Source organism: Ruminiclostridium cellobioparum subsp. termitidis CT1112 (assembly GCF_000350485.1).
GTDB lineage: Bacteria > Bacillota > Clostridia > Acetivibrionales > DSM-1351 > Ruminiclostridium > Ruminiclostridium termitidis.
In genome coordinates this window covers 42,910-59,056 of sequence record NZ_AORV01000033.1, presented here as the reverse complement: position 1 = coordinate 59,056, position 16,147 = coordinate 42,910, and the positions used below count along the sequence as shown (strand labels likewise).

General features: G+C 41.4%; 13 protein-coding genes. All 13 read left to right on the top strand.

Annotation, left to right across the window (positions count from 1 at the left end; genetic code table 11):
- The first annotated feature begins 725 nt into the window (after positions 1-725).
- Positions 726-1,079: a LacI family DNA-binding transcriptional regulator gene (locus CTER_RS12050; protein WP_040761011.1), complete on the top strand. Its 354-nt coding sequence runs from the start codon at positions 726-728 to the stop codon at positions 1,077-1,079.
- A complete protein-coding gene (locus CTER_RS12045; RefSeq protein WP_083908984.1) occupies positions 1,016-1,747 on the top strand; it encodes a substrate-binding domain-containing protein in 732 nt (243 codons plus the stop codon). The genes CTER_RS12050 and CTER_RS12045 overlap by 64 nt, the downstream gene beginning before the upstream one ends.
- Before the next feature lie 224 nt (positions 1,748-1,971).
- A complete protein-coding gene (locus tag CTER_RS12040; RefSeq protein WP_004625870.1) occupies positions 1,972-3,372 on the top strand; it encodes an extracellular solute-binding protein in 1,401 nt (466 codons plus the stop codon).
- Between the two features lie 20 nt (positions 3,373-3,392).
- Positions 3,393-4,310: a carbohydrate ABC transporter permease gene (locus CTER_RS12035; protein WP_004625835.1), complete on the top strand. Its 918-nt coding sequence runs from the start codon at positions 3,393-3,395 to the stop codon at positions 4,308-4,310.
- A 6-nt stretch (positions 4,311-4,316) separates the two neighbouring features.
- Positions 4,317-5,159 carry a carbohydrate ABC transporter permease gene (locus CTER_RS12030; protein WP_004625778.1) on the top strand — a complete coding sequence of 281 codons (843 nt, stop codon included), beginning with the start codon at positions 4,317-4,319 and terminating at the stop codon, positions 5,157-5,159.
- Between the two features lie 19 nt (positions 5,160-5,178).
- Positions 5,179-8,289: an alpha-mannosidase gene (locus tag CTER_RS12025; RefSeq protein WP_004625752.1), complete on the top strand. Its 3,111-nt coding sequence runs from the start codon at positions 5,179-5,181 to the stop codon at positions 8,287-8,289.
- Positions 8,290-8,334: 45 nt separating this feature from the next.
- Positions 8,335-9,477 carry a glycerate kinase family protein gene (locus CTER_RS12020; RefSeq protein ID WP_004625811.1) on the top strand — a complete coding sequence of 381 codons (1,143 nt, stop codon included), beginning with the start codon at positions 8,335-8,337 and terminating at the stop codon, positions 9,475-9,477.
- A gap of 277 nt (positions 9,478-9,754) precedes the next feature.
- Positions 9,755-11,002 carry a DNA glycosylase AlkZ-like family protein gene (locus CTER_RS12015; protein WP_004625810.1) on the top strand — a complete coding sequence of 416 codons (1,248 nt, stop codon included), beginning with the start codon at positions 9,755-9,757 and terminating at the stop codon, positions 11,000-11,002.
- 202 nt (positions 11,003-11,204) lie between these two features.
- On the top strand, positions 11,205-11,798 hold the full coding sequence (locus CTER_RS12010) for an HD domain-containing protein (protein ID WP_004625866.1): 594 nt from the start codon (positions 11,205-11,207) through the stop codon (positions 11,796-11,798).
- A gap of 47 nt (positions 11,799-11,845) precedes the next feature.
- Positions 11,846-12,310, top strand: coding sequence for a pyridoxamine 5'-phosphate oxidase family protein (locus CTER_RS12005; RefSeq protein WP_004625768.1), 465 nt, complete (start codon positions 11,846-11,848; stop codon positions 12,308-12,310).
- A 108-nt stretch (positions 12,311-12,418) separates the two neighbouring features.
- Positions 12,419-12,595: a DUF1540 domain-containing protein gene (locus CTER_RS27615; protein ID WP_004625725.1), complete on the top strand. Its 177-nt coding sequence runs from the start codon at positions 12,419-12,421 to the stop codon at positions 12,593-12,595.
- A gap of 128 nt (positions 12,596-12,723) precedes the next feature.
- Positions 12,724-13,683 carry an aldo/keto reductase gene (locus CTER_RS12000; RefSeq protein ID WP_004625831.1) on the top strand — a complete coding sequence of 320 codons (960 nt, stop codon included), beginning with the start codon at positions 12,724-12,726 and terminating at the stop codon, positions 13,681-13,683.
- Positions 13,684-13,795: 112 nt separating this feature from the next.
- Positions 13,796-16,147, top strand: a complete 2,352-nt coding sequence (locus tag CTER_RS11995) for an ATP-dependent DNA helicase (RefSeq protein ID WP_004625764.1) — start codon at positions 13,796-13,798, stop codon at positions 16,145-16,147.

The window sequence follows — 16,147 nt, the reverse complement described above, 5'->3', positions numbered from 1 at the left end:
CGAAGAAAGGAATAGTCTTTACCTTGTGAAATAACACTAAATTAACATATTGTGCTAATTGAAATATTGTTTTGCTTACAGATAGATTTAATTAGAATCAAATGGTGCGCGAGGACAACTTCATGAAATAAGACGCACGGTTAAAAACAATTGCGATAAATTGTCGGCGAAGGTAAAGCGGTTTTGCCGGCAAAGCAGCAGGACGCTGCTTTGAGCTTCAAATCGAGACAGGATGTCGAGTTTGAGCGACGGCAAAATTGCTTTATAATGAGGCGATACAATTTTCGTAATTGTTTTGGGTGCGTACTTATTTTATGAAGTTAGTACGGAAGTCACCATTTGATATAAAAAATCACACCGGTAAAGCAAAATTTAAATTAATTAGCACAACGAGTTAAATTAAGGACTGGAGGCTCTCAAATGAAAAAATCGATTATCTTGTCTATAATTTTTCTTGCTAATTTGATTATGGCAGCTGGTATTTCTACTTATCGAACGGTTTATACAACTACATATATTGAGGATTTTGCATAGCTCTTTGTAAAAGTTGCAAAATATAATATAAAAAACATTGACATTGTTTAGAGATATTGTATAATAAAATATATGGCGGAATCGGTTACGCCAAATTACATTGCTAATATCAAATATGATTATTTATAGAGAACAGCTTGAAATGATTTAAATGAAAACAGCTGTGCATATTAGTGGAATAGGAGGATAAAATGGGCGCCACACTGGATGATATTGCTGCAAAAGTGGGAGTATCCAAGACTACAGTATATAGAGCATTAAATGGAAAAGACCGCATCAGCAGTGATACCCGTGATGCAATACTGGCTGTCGCCAAAGAACTGGATTACCGTCCGAATATATTGGCCAGTGGTTTGCGCTCAAAACGTTCAATGGCTATCGGCTTGATTTTTAATGATTTAATGGCCGGACACTTCTATGCCGAAATATTTCATGGAATTGAAGATATTGCAACTCAAAACAACTATGGTGTTATCCTGGGATGTACCAATGGAATAGTCGAAAAAGAAAAAAGCTCATCAACCTTTTTATTGAAAGACGGGTAGATGGAATTATTGTATCTCCCACCCATGGTGTGGATATTGGCTGCTACCTCCGACTAAAAAAAGAAAAAATACCTTTTGTATTCATAGACAGGCGTATTGATGGCATAGACACCGATATCATTACAACCGATGATTTTATGGGTGCATATGAAGCCACGAGTCATTTCATATCTCTTGGACACAAGAAAATTGTCCTTTTAAATGGCCCGGAGTATCCCTGTTCTACTATTGAAAAACGTATAGAAGGATATACGACCGCTCTTAAGAATAATGGAATTAAGGACACCAAAATAATCAGTTTATCCGACAAGACTCTTGATCAGAAAAAATATGGGTATATGGCTATAAAGAAATACCTGGCTTCAGGGCCTTTGGATTTTACTGCAGTGTTTGCAATTAACGACAGTCTGGCTATCGGAGCTTACAAGGCCCTGGTGGAAAGCGGTGCAAGGATTCCCGAGGATGTTGCAATTATTGGTTACAATGATGATGAAATGGACCAATATCTTGACGTGCCTTTAACAACCATATCCCAACCAAAGTATGAAATGGGTAAAAAATCCATGGAATTGCTGTTAAAGCGTATGAATGATGAGGTTGTCAAAGCGGGAGATACATACGAAAATATGGTGATGAAACCCAATTTAATTATTAGAAAGTCTTGCTGAAATACTTTTTTCATGTTTGCGTAATCGATTACACATTTACTATCTACTTAATTTTATGGAATAAATTAATAACCCACACTTATAAAAGTATAAATACAGTCCTGTGTAAAAAAATAATTTAAGGCTGGAGGTGACTATATTCAATCTGCTTCTAATAAAAGGACGGTATTTTACTTTCTTTAAATAACAGCAAATATATAAAGGATTAAAGGGAGGATTATTTTATGAAACGTGGTTTAGCCTTGCTTTTGGCAGTAGTTATGGCTGCAGGTATTTTCCTGGCAGGATGCGGAAACAAAAATGAAAATCAATCAGTGCAGTCTACTGCAGCACAGTCCAATGCTGCACAGTCCGAACAGAGCTCAAAAACCGATAATTCAAATGCAAATGTAACCGTAACTCCTCAATTAATAGGAGATAAAAATGCCAAAACCGAAATTACCTGGCAGCCGGTTCCTGCACACTCCATGATGGATTCCAACCAGGCAAAGGTTGAATATCTGACAAAGAAGGCAAAGGAATGGGCTGAAAAACACCCTGATGTTAAAATTGTACCAATACAAACAACTATCGCAATAAGCGATTCTATGGCAAAGATTCTTGTTCAGGCAGCATCGGGACAGGCACCGGACATAGCGGCAATTGACTCTTATATATTCCCTAATTTTACAAAATACGCACAGCCAATTGATGATATCGTGCAGGAGAAAAACCTTGATATCAATGACTGGTTCCCATTTGCCCAGAATGTTATGAAGCCGGAGGATAAGATACTTGGACTCTGGTACACAACTGATGTCCGCGCTCTCTTCTACCGCAAGGATATTGTAAAAAATCCTCCTAAAACCTGGCAGGAGCTTTTGGATTTAGGAAAACAACTAAAAGGCCAGGGATATGATGCATTTTTATACTCGGCAGGCCGTGACGAAAATGTAACTATGAATACCCTTCCATATTTCTTCGGACAGGGCGGAAAACTGGTGGATGACAACGGAACACCTGTTTTTGGAGAAGGTGAAAACAGGGCGGCCATGATAAATTATATAAATTTCTTAAAAAGCACTGTGGATACAGGTGTTACACCAACCCGTGTCCTGAACTTCAAGAGTGATCCAAATATGAATGCCGACCTGGCTGCCGGAAAGGTCGCGATGTTCGTAGGTGTAAGCAATATGGCAGCCCAACTCAGATCGGTTATAGCCGATAAATTTGATGAACTGTGGGATGTGGCGCCGATTCCCATGGCAGAGGCCGATCAGAGGGCAAGTACTGCCGGCGGATGGGTATCTACCGTATTTACCGAGGATGATCAAAAACGCAAACTTGCAGCTGACTTTATCATCGACATGTATGTGAATGACCAGGGAATGGAAGGCTGGTGCAGTGCCGGCGGATATCTGCCTCCAAGAAAAAGTGTATTTGAAAAGGCGGAATTTTTAAAGAGTGATCCTTTTGCACAGAAATTCAAGGAAGAATTGCAATTTGCTTATGTCCGTCCGGCTGCAAATATATATCCCACAATTTCACAAGAAATTCAGATTGCAATCAATAATGTTCTGGCAGGGCAAACAACACCTGAAAAAGCTGTTGATAATGCCTGGAAAATTGTTACTTCTAAAAAGTAAAAGGACAAAGGTGTGAAAATATGAGCCGAGAAACTATTGGTAAATCAAACCGTTTGTCAGGCAGGAAGGGATTGGGCGAAACCCCAATCCCCTGGCTGGCTCCGTTGGTAATAATACTTTTAACTTTGTTTATCTATCCCATGTTTGATATTCTCCGACTTAGTTTTACCAATGCACGTATCGGTGAGACGGAGTATAATTACACATTTAATTCATTTTTGAATCTGTTTCAGGATTCAGGATTTTATGCAATGTTAAAGGTCACAGCATTTTTTGTTTTCTTCAGCGTAGTATTTCAAATGGTGCTGGGATTCATTATTGCCCTGTCGGTTGACAAGGGCGAAAGTATGAATTTGCGCGGAACTGTATTTGTAAGAACTGTTGCATTGATATCAATGGTAATTCCGGGAGTTATCATCGGTATTATCTGGAGGATGATGTATGATGAATCCCCGACGGGTATTTTAAACTACTTCCTAACTTTGATAGGAGTGGGACATGTAAGGTTTCTTACCGACCCTTTTATAGCCGTTGTTTCGGCTACGGTAGCAAATGTCTGGAGAGGAACTGCCCAAAGTATGATATTGCTCTACTCAGGGCTAAAAACAGTTCCGGGAGAGACCCTGGAGGCTGCAAGAGTGGACGGGGCCAGTGCGGCAGGAAGACTGTTCAAAATTATAATTCCGTCTGTCATGCCTGTTATGCTGATTAATCTTATTTTAAATACAATATATACATTTAATACCTTTGACATGGTAATGACATTAACAGGAGGCGGACCCGGAAGAAGTACCGAAGTATTGGCTTTAAGCGCCTATACGCAGATTTTCCAGCTGCTTGATTTAGGAAGGGGTTCTTCTGTCGCCGTATTATTATTGCTGATAAATTCCATAATGGCGGCTGTTTATTTCTATATAATGAAAAAAAGTGAGGTGTGAGACAGCATGAAGAAAAAGTATAATCAAACCGGGGCTAAAGTGGGAATTTATTTGATTTATATTCTAACAAGCCTGTTTTTCCTCTATCCGGTGGTTTGGGTGCTGTCTCTTTCACTGAAGACGGTACCGGAATTATTTATGGTGCCACCTAAAATTTTTCCGAAAAGCTTTAACATCGAAAATTATATATTTGTCATAAATAATACGCAAATTCTGAGAAATCTCTGGAATTCCCTATACATTGTAATATGCACAGTGGCAGGGACCTTATTGATTACGCTTCCGGCCGGCTATGCCTTTTCCAGATTGAAATTCAAGTTTAAAAGAAGCATGATGTTTGGAGTGTTGATTTTTCAGATGATTTCACCATTGGTAATTGTTATTCCTTTATACCGGTATTTCAGTCAAATTAATATGACCAATAGCCAGGTTGCATTGATACTGGTATATATAGCGATAAGCGTTCCATTTGCAACATGGTATATCAAAGGATATCTGGATACAATTCCGGTACAGCTGGATGAAGCTGCTCTTATTGATGGCTGCGGCAGATTGAAGGCACTGAGGAAGATCCTGATTCCGGTAACTATTCCCGGAATTATCTCAGTATCACTGCTGATTGCGGTAAATAGCTGGTCACAGTTTGTGGTTCCGTTTATTTTACTGGATGACGGCAGGAAGTTCCCTATCTCGGTGGGACTTGTCAATCTTCAATCGACAACGGAAGCGGTTACTACACACTATCTGGCAGCGGCATGTGTAATTGGAATTTTACCTACGATGGTACTGTTTATTATACTGCAGAGATTCATTGTGTCGGCACTGACTGAAGGCGCAGTGAAGGGATAAAAATTTGGGGGGTACTTTCATGGAAAAAAGTAAAATTGCACATATCATTTCCCACACACACTGGGACCGGGAATGGTATTTAAACAGTAAATATACAAATGAATGGCTGGTTCCTTTTTTTGAATCACTTTTCGATATGATGGAGAAGGAACCTGAGTACAGATTCGTTCTGGATGGGCAGACCTCAATGATAGAGGATTATCTGGAGCAGCTGGAACAACAGGGGAAAGATGTAGACTGGTACAAGCAGAAAATAAAACAATATGCCTCCTCAAAAAGACTGGTTGTGGGGCCCTACTATTTGCAGCCCGACTGGCAGCTCATCAGTGAAGAAGCAATTGTCAGAAATCTTATGATAGGTTTTAAAACAGCTTCGGAATTTGGTGAACCAATGCAGGTAGGCTGGCTGCTGGATAATTTCGGACAGATCTCTCAGGCGCCTCAGATCCACAAGCAGTTCGGCATGTTCGGATTATTTGTCTGGAGAGGCGTTGAAATGGATCCCAATGACTTAAACTCCGAATTTGCATGGGAATCTCCTGACGGCACGGTAATGCCCGGCGTATACTTTTTAAGCAGCTATAGAAATGCAATGAGGCTTGCCGAGTATCAGGGCATGATGCAGGAAAGGGTTGAAAATGAAGTAAAAAAAATATTTCCATTTGCAACTACGCCTAATGTGCTGCTGATGAACGGATATGACCAGGAGATGGTGCCTGATGATATAATTCCGAATATTCAAAATGGAAAAATGGACTTTGAGGATTTCAGGGTGATCCAGAGTACACCTGAAGATTACATGAGGGCAGTATTAAGCCATGCCCCTGCACTGAAAAAATTAAAGGGTGCGCTGTACAGCGGAAGATTCATATCGGTATTCCCGGGAATTTTATCCAGCAGGATGTATCTCAAAATCCAAAATGACATCTGCCAGAATGAGCTTTCAAAATATGCCGAGCCTCTGCAGACGATTTTATGGTGCAATGGAGGGGAATATCAGGCTGCAAAGCTTGATAAGTCCTGGAAGGTGCTTTTAAAGAACCATCCCCATGACAGCATATGCGGAGTAAGCATTGATGATGTGCATACCGACATGGAAACCAGATTTGATGAAAGCTATTGTATTTCAAACGGGCTGGTAAATGAATCCTTGCGGATATTTGCAGGTAATGTCGATACAGTAAAGTATCCTGATGCATTATTCAGCATCATTGTATTCAATACGATGGCAACAGAACGCAATGGTATGGCAGTAATAAGGATCGAGAACAAGCCGGATTTAATATTTAAGGACAGCCATGGAAACCTTATTCCCGGTCAAAAGGATGAAAACTGTACTGTAAAGATATATCTAAAAGAAATTCCGGCTTTGGGGTATACCACATTATTTGCTTTCCCGGCTGAGAAAGCCCGAAATGAAGAAATTTTTGATGAAAATGACAGGCTCATAGTTGATGAAACGGCCGGAACCATTGAGAACAGGTTTGTAAAGGTGGAAATAAACGAGAACGGCACCTTAAATGTTTTTGATAAGCTGAATGATATGATTTATTCCGGTATCGCATCCTTCGAAGACGGTGCCGACGCGGGCGACGAATATAATTATTCCTATCCTGAGAAGGACAGGGTGTTTACCAGCATAAATAAAAAAGCTGAAATTGTTTTTGATGAAAAGGGTCCCCTCCGTGCTTTGGTCAGGGTAAAGCTGGTACTTGATTTGCCCGAAGGACTTTCCGGGGAATCAGGTATACGAAGTGAAAAGTTGCGCCGGATGCCGGTTATTACGTGGATTACTCTGGAATCAAACAATCCGGTGATTAAATTTAAGACAAAGGTACTTAATACTGTTAAGAATCATAGATTCAGGGTTTTGTTCCCAACGGGAATCAAAAGTGATGTATCCTTTGCAGAGACACAATTTGACGTGGTCCAAAGGAAAATTATACCCGATGGCTTTGATAACTCAACAATACCTGAAAATGTGAGAAGGATAATAATTGGTGCCAGGGAACCGAAGCCCATTACAACTTTCCCGCAGAGAACATTTGTAGCTCTGAGTGACGGGAAAACAGGAGCGGCCGTCTTTAACAGAGGACTTCCGGAATATGAAATAATAAAAGAAAAAAGTACAATAGCGATTACCCTGTTCAGAGGAATCAACTGGATTACCAGGGACGATTTGAAAACAAGGATCGGTGATGCAGGACCGGCTATTTGTGTACCTGACGCACAGTGCCTGAGAGAAATGGAGTTTAACTATGCTTTTTATTCACATAGGGGGAACTATGAGGATGGAAAAGTATTACCCCATGCAGACAAGTTTAATACCGGCATTATTTCTGTAAAAACAGATATCCATAAGGGAACTCTGCCCGGAATGCTCCAGCTTGCCAGGGTGGATGACAGCACAGGGTGCATCAAGGTTTCGGCTGTAAAAAGGTCGGAAGACGGGAAAGGCATCATAATAAGACTATTTAACTCTTCCTGCCACGAGATATCCAGCGGAATAAAATTCTCTTCAAAAATCAGAGGTGCTTACCACTGTGATCTGAATGAGAGAATTACCGGAGAGGTTGGGAGGATAAACGGGGATACCCTTGATATAAGCGTGAAACCCAGGAAGATAATGACACTTAAAGTTGAAATCCCGTTAACTAATAAAATAAATAATGCAAATGATTCACTTTTGGAGATTTATAGGGATGAACTTGCAGAAGCCTGTGATTTTAAAGATTACCAGGCAGTGGAGCTGATAACCCGAGAAGAAATTCAAAGAGAAGAGGAAAGAGCCCTTGCACTTGAAAAGGAATTTGAAGCCCGGGAAAATGCATTGGAAGAGTATAAAAAGAATAACAGTAATCAGAAGGAAAAGGATGAATGGAAGAAAGGATGCAACAAACTGCAGCTGGATGTGGAAACCTGCCGGAGAGCTTCTTTGGAAGCCAGATTGTCCGTCCTTTTAATCAGAAAGAAAGCAATAGAAAATAACATAGTTGAGGTTGCTTCAAAAGAGAAGGAAATACAGGCAATTGAAGATGAAATAACGGCAATAGGATATAAACTCAATGGGGCCAGAGTGAGCAAAAGGGTGTATGAATACATTGCTGATATCGGATCACCTTTTACTTAATGACTGACAACTATGAGGTAATTAAGAATTTGAGAGGTATCGTTTATGAAGATATTATTTGCCCCCGATTCATTTAAGGGTACCATGTCCTCAATGCGGGTGATAGAGCTCCTGGCTGACGCAGCAAAGCAGACTTTTCCGGATTCGCAGTTGGTAACGGTGCCCATAGCCGACGGCGGGGAAGGAACGGTGGAAGCCCTGGTTACAGCAGCAGGAGGTCAATATAGAACGGTCAATGTCACCGGTCCCTTAGGTGAGAAGGTTAGTGCGGTTTATGGCGTAATCGGCGGTAAAACTGCCGTTATTGAAATGGCCCAGGCCTCTGGGATAATGCTTTTGAAGGAGGAGGAAAAAAATCCCCTCCATACCACAACCTATGGCACTGGAGAGCTCATAAAGGCTGCCCTTGACCAGGGGATCCGCCGGCTGGTTATTGGCATTGGCGGCAGTGCGACCAACGATGGGGGAATCGGTGCGGCACAGGCGCTGGGGGTGAGCTTCCTGGATAGGAATGCTGCCGATGTGGGCTATGGCGGAAGGAACTTATGTAATATAACCAGGATAGATGCATCCAATATGGATCCAAGAATAAAGGAATGTGAAATTAGTGTTATCTGCGATGTCAGCAATCCTTTGACAGGACTGGCAGGTGCCACTTATATCTATGGACCGCAAAAGGGCGCCGGTAGAGAGTGCTTGGAGCTGTTGGAAAGCGGTATGGAAAATTATCTGCAGGTAATAAAGCAGTGCATTGGAATGGACATGAACCAGGTTCCTGGCTCCGGAGCAGCCGGAGGGTTGGGCGCCGCAATGGTGGCATTCTTCGGCGCCAGCCTGAAATCAGGCATAGATACGGTACTGGACTTTGTTGATTTTGAAAGTTTGCTGAAGGATGTGGATCTGGTTGTCACGGGAGAAGGAAAAATTGACAGCCAGTCTGCCTATGGAAAAGTACCGGTAGGAATTGCCAAACGTTGTAAAAGCAAAGGTATCAAGGTAATAGCCATAGCCGGCTGCATGGGGAAAGATGCCCGGAGGGTATTTGACTATGGTATTGACAGCATTATGGTTACTGTAAATAACAATCTCAGTCTTGAAGAGGCATTGCTGAGAGCGGGGGAAGATCTCTTTGACGCTGCCGACAGGATGTTCAGACTCATAAAGCTTGGTATGGATTTAAAGACATAGGATTGCAACAATGCGCATAACAATTGTGCTGTAATATTTTGGTGATATTTTATTTACCCGTAGAACACCCGCTGTGGAGGCGGGTGTTTTTCATATAAAAATTTATTCTCCGGCTGCAGGGGTAAAATATTTATTTTACAGGGGGTATATTTGGAAGTATTTAAAACACGGAGGACTATAAGTTTTATACGACGAATGACTGAATAAGGCTGTTGAGGGAATATAATTTTATTTGTTTAATTTAATGGAATTTGATTTTATTGACAGGAACATATGTTTGGTATATTGTATTAGTGTAATACCTGTAAAACTTGTTAAAATGAAAGGGAAAGAAGTGAGCGGTTCTTTACAAAACAAATATACAAAACAGCAAATATGCAACTATCTGGTGAAATATCAACATCTATGTGATGACGCTGGACTTACGGGCAGCGGTCATCTTGTGGAATATATCCGCAAGGTAGGATGTGTTCAGTATGATCCGCTGGATGTGGTAGGTCGCAATCCTGATCTGGTATTACAGGCACGCTGCAGCGAATACCTGAAGGGTGACATTGAACAATATCTTTATGAGGACAGAGCTCTTTTTGACGTTTGGGATAAAAATATGTCCATATGTTCTGTTGAGGATTGGCCTTATTTTGGGAGATTCAGAAAAAGATATTTAAGCTGGTGTGATGAACACAAAGATACTATAAATAAAATTGTAAGATATTTAGAAAAAAATGAATTTGCCTGTTCCTCGGATTTTAAACTTGAAGAAAGGGTTGACTGGCATTACGGACCGCAGAGACTTGCGAAGGCAGCCCTGGAGTGTATGTGTTATGCGGGGCTTGCCGTAGTTCACCATAAAAAGGGTGCAAGGAGATACTACTGTTTATCTGATAAATTCATTCCTAAAAAGTATTTTACCATGAAAGATCCCAATACAACTGATGAAGAATATTTCAAGTGGGGTGTGTTACGCAGGATCAACAGTATCGGTGCCTTGTGGAACAGGCAGAGTGATGCCTGGCTTGGCATAAGTGGCCTGAAAAGCGGGCAGAGAAATAATGCCTTCAACGCCCTGCTGAAAGAGAGAAATATCCATGAAATTATGGTAGATGGCATAGAGTACCCTTTGTATATTGCAGCCGGGAATCTTAAATTTCTGCAATCTGCTAAAAACAGGCCTCTCGAAAACAACTGTGTTCGAATCATTGCACCTTTGGACAATTTGCTCTGGGACAGAAAGCTGATTAAGGAATTATTTGATTTTGATTACAAATGGGAGGTTTATACTCCCGCTGCCCAGCGGAAGTATGGACATTACGTTTTGCCTGTTCTTTGCGGCAGTAAATTTATCGGAAGAATTGAAATGGAAACCGATAAAAAGAGCAAAATATTGAATGTCAAAAATTTTTGGGCTGAAAATGAAGGGGAAGTATCATTATATAAAGATAATATTATTTCGGGAATAAACAGGTTTGCAAAATATAATCTTTGTGACACACTGCCGGCCGACCTGATAAAAGTTTTGCGGTAAATGAATATAGTAACAATTTTTGATGGGGGCTTTGGTATGAACAGAAGATATCGTAGGATATATATTGTTTGCGGTTGGTTTTCATGCATTGGCTTCCTGCAGTGAACACTTCAAAAAGGCTTCATTTCACTTTTGATTATATTTGCTATAATGAGATTTATGAAGGTTTGCAGAGAAAATTTATAACAAGGGAGAAATACAGATGATAAATGAAAGACTGTTTAAACAGATAGAGTTCATTACCGAAATTGACAGGCTAAAAAATATATTCCGGCAGAATGTTGTCATTGGAACCACCCGCAATGAGAACGATGCCGAACATTCCTGGCATATGGCAGCAATGGCTGTCATTTTGTCGGAATATTCAGCCCATAAAAACCTGGATATCCTGAAGGTCTTAAAACTGATACTTGTTCATGATCTTGTTGAAATAGATGCGGGAGATACCTTCTGTTATGATGAAAAGGGCCTTGAAGACAAAGCCGAGCGGGAGGAGAAAGCAGCCCGGCACTTGTTCAAGCTATTGCCGGAGGATCAGGCCCAGGAGATTTACAGCCTCTGGAGGGAATTTGAAGAACTCAGTACCCCGGAAGCCGGATTTGCCGCATGTCTGGACAGACTGCAGCCGCTGATACTGAATTATAATACAAACGGCCATACCTGGCAGAAGCCCGGTGTCACAAGCGAGAAGGTTATTAAGAGGAACCGTATGCTGGAAGAGCATGCACCCGAGTTGTGGCGGCTTGCTGAAGAAATTATTGAAACCTCAATTGAAAAAGGTATACTGAAAAAATAATAACCTATTATAACGAAATCTTTTAAATGTAAAACGGAGGCTGAAATATGTTTAAGGAAATGAGAAAAAGTGACAGACAGATCAGCGGTGAAGAGGCAATAAAACTCCTGGAGGAGGCTCAATTCGGAGTTCTCTCAACAGTCGGAGAAAACGGTTATGCCTATGGAGTGCCTTTGAATTATGCATATTCCGACGGCAGTATTTATTTTCACTGCGCCCAGGAGGGTGCGAAATTGAGCAATATTGCCTATAACAATAAGGTATCTTTCTGTGTTACAGGCAATACCGAGCCCATTCCCGACAAATTCAGCTATAGATATATAAGTACAATTATTTTCGGATGCTGTACCGAAGTCAGCGGAAATGAAAAGGAAACGGCTTTGATTGCCATATTGAAAAAATATTCCGGAGAATTTATGGAAAAAGGGATGAAGTATCTTGAAAGAGATATAAATGTTCCAAAAGTGATGAAAATAAGTATTGAGCATATAACGGGTAAGGCCAGAAGGTAATTATCATAGAATATTAAAATGCCAAATTATTATAAGAATAAAAATTCCTCTAAGCCAAATAATATTAATAAGAAATAAATACAAAAAATTTTTTGGAGGAATTGTGACATGAAAGCTACTAAGATGGATCATCCAAACCAGGGAATAAAATGTGTTGTTAATACCTGCACCTACTACATGCAGGGAGATCACTGCTCAGCTGATAAAATAGAAGTTCAGCCAAGAAATGCTTCAAGATCACAGGAGACAGACTGCTCGACATTTGCTCCGGGAGTCAGTATCTAACCCAGCAAAAGCTTTTAAACCACCGCAAGCCTGTTAAAGTTCTTAACAGGCTTGAATTTTTGATACATATAAAGTAACATTTAATGCATGGTGTTTGTAAAATTACATAAAGCGGGAGGCCTGTCGTTATGAAATATTTCGAAATATCTGATGCTGACAATAAATCAATCAGGATTTCCAGGATTATCCTGGGAGGAGTTCAATTCGGTACAACCCTGACCAGGGAGCAGTCCTTTGAATTGATGGATAAATACATAGAGCGTGGAGGCAATACATTTGACACTGCCAGGGTCTATTGTGACTGGCTTGAAAATGGTCATTCAGCCAGTGAGCGTACTATAGGCGAATGGATAAAGTCCAGAAATAACAGAAAAGAAATAATTCTGGCTACAAAGGGCGGTCATCCCGCAGCAGCAGGCGTATCACGGCTTTCAAAGGAAGATATCCTGGGGGATATGGATAAAAGCCTTGAGACTTTGCAAACTGATTATGTGGATTTATATCTTTTACACAGGGACGATGTAAATATACCTGTCAATGAAATCATGGATACTCTGCATATTCTGGTTCAGCAAGGTAAGGCAAGGGCTGTCGGAGTTTCCAACTGGACCTGTGAAAGGATTAAGGAAGCTAATGCCTATGCCATGGAATATGACAAAACAAAGCTTGTGATTTCACAGATCCAGTGGAGTCTGGCCGAATGTTTCCCTCAGAATTTTAATGATTTAACCCTTGTCTGTATGAATCCAAAAGAATACCGGCAATATGTTGAGATGGGAATGCCGGTAATGGCGTATTCTTCCCAGGCTAACGGCTTATACTCCAAAGCCAACGAAAGGGGTCTTGAATATGTTCCCTCGAAACTCCAAAAATTCTTGACACTGGAGAACATCAACCGCTATAACAATTTACTCAAACTATGCCGGAAAAAAGGCTACAGCAGGACTGCCGTGGCATTGAACTATATTATGGACAACAGGTTAAACGGGTCGGCTATTATAGGCTGTACTAACCTTGACCAGCTTAACGATTGCATGATGGCGGCCGAGATTACCCTTACCGAAGAAGAAATTGAAATGCTGGTTTAAAAAATCCAGCTGTCAGATGTGACTCTGCCGGCGATAAAATGTAAATTGAACATCTGTTCGGTTTGTGCTATAATTACCATACTAATGTAAGGGTCGGTGTTAGGGAAAAAGTATGGAAAAAGCTCAGATAAAAATTTCAATCAGAAATCTTGTCGAACTTGTACTGCGGTCGGGGGATATCGACAACAGGCTTGTCTCTTCCAACCGCATGCTGGAGGGCACCAGAATCCATCAGAGGATACAGAAGGAAAGCGGAGACAAGTATGCAAAGGAAGTGTACCTGTCCTTTGACTATCAGCTGGAAAGCTTCACTATCAGGCTGGAGGGCAGGGCTGACGGAATAATAACCGAACCGGAAGGCATGGTCATCGATGAAATAAAGTCAACAGCGAGACCGCTGGAATATATTGACGACGAATTCAGTCTGCTGCACTGGGCACAGGCAAAATGCTATGCTTATATTTATTGTATCCAAAATGAGCTGAAAGACATTTTTGTTCAGCTTACCTATTTCCAGATAGATACCGAAGAGAAGAAAATAATACGGAAGCCCTTTGCCTTTCAGGAGCTCCAGGAATTTATGAGCGGGCTTTTGGACAGGTACCTTGTATGGGCAAGTATGTCGGACAGCTGGAATACTTTGCGGGATATGTCCATCAGGGAGCTCCGCTTTCCCTTTGAAAATTACCGCAAAGGGCAGAGAGAACTGGCTGTTGCAGCATATAAAACAATAGTACAGGAAAAAAAGCTTTTTGTTCAGGCCCCCACGGGCATTGGAAAGACCATATCAACTCTTTTTCCGGCAGTAAAAGCCTTTGGAGAGCAGCACATATCAAAAATTTTCTATTTGACTGCGAAAACCATAACAAGGCAGGTGGCTGAGGAGGCCTTTACTAAAATGAGGACAGCCGGTCTTAAATTCCGGACCTTGACACTGACTGCCAAGGAGAAGATATGTTTCAGGGATGAAGTCATCTGCAATCCTGACTTTTGCGAGTATGCAAGGGGGCATTATAACAGGGTCAATGATGCATTGACTGATATATTGCAGAACTCTGAATACCTGACCAGAGAAATTATTGAAGAGTACGCCCGAAAGCACAGGGTGTGCCCCTTTGAATTTGCACTGGATCTGTCGCTTTGGGCAGATTGCATCATATGTGATTACAACTACGTGTTTGATCCCAGAGTATATCTCAAGAGATTTTTTCTGAACAATGACGGTGATTATGCCTTCCTGGTGGACGAGGCCCATAACCTTGTGGACAGGGCAAGGGAGATGTTTTCGGCCCAGATAAGCAAGGCTGCTTTCTTTGAAGCAAAGAAGGCCATGAAAAATCACCAGCCGAAGATAGTAAAATGCCTCAACAGGATAAATATGCATATGGTTGCGCTGAGAAAACAGTGCGGCCAGGATGGATTTATTATTCACAAAAGTGAACTGAGTGATCTGTATAGACTTCTTAACAACTTTATAACCGAGGCCGAGGAATGGATTGTAAAAAACCAGAACAAGGATATCGAAGGCTTTGAACAGCTGCTTGAAGTATATTTCAGCGCTATCTCCTTTTTGAAGATTTCAGAGTTTTTTGACCAAAGATATGTCACCTTTATTGAGGCAGGCCGAAGCGAAGTAAGGGTCAAGCTGTTTTGCGTCGATCCTTCCTACCTGCTGGCCGAGGCAGTCAAGAGAGGCAAGACGGCTGTTTTCTTTTCGGCAACCCTGACGCCGCTGAGTTATTTTATGGACATCCTGGGCGGTGACAGCGAGGACTATAATATCAATCTGTGCTCTCCCTTTGATAACAGGAAACTCTGCCTGCTGGTGGAGAGCGGAGTATCCACCAAATACAAAAACCGTGAAAACAGCTATGACTCCATTGTGGAAATAATAAAGGCCGCAGTTGGGAAGCGCAAGGGAAATTATCTTGTCTATTTTCCCTCCTATAAATATATGAACGAAGTATATTCAAGGTTTCTGGAAAAATATCCTGAAATTGAGACATTTGTTCAGGAGAGCTTCATGACTGAGGAAGAAAGAGAGAGCTTTCTGAACAGGTTCCAGCCTGATAAAGCCGCTTCCATGGTATGCTTCGGAGTCCTTGGGGGAATATTTTCAGAAGGTATTGATTTAAAAGGAGAGAGGCTGATCGGAGCAATAATTATAGGTGTGGGCCTGCCCCAAATCAGTGTGGAACAGGATATCATCATGGATTATTTTCAAAGGAAAAACGGGATGGGCTATGAAAATGCCTATATGTATCCCGGAATGAACAAGGTGCTGCAGGCTGCCGGACGGGTCATACGCTCCGAAAGCGACAGGGGGATGGTTCTGCTGGTCGACGAGAGGTTCTCTCACAGAACTTACAAAAATCTGTTCCCAAAGCATTGGGAGCACTCCAGAGGAGTAAGAAGCACTGCAGAGCTTCAGGCAAGGCTCGAACAGTTTTGGAAGGAAGGTTGA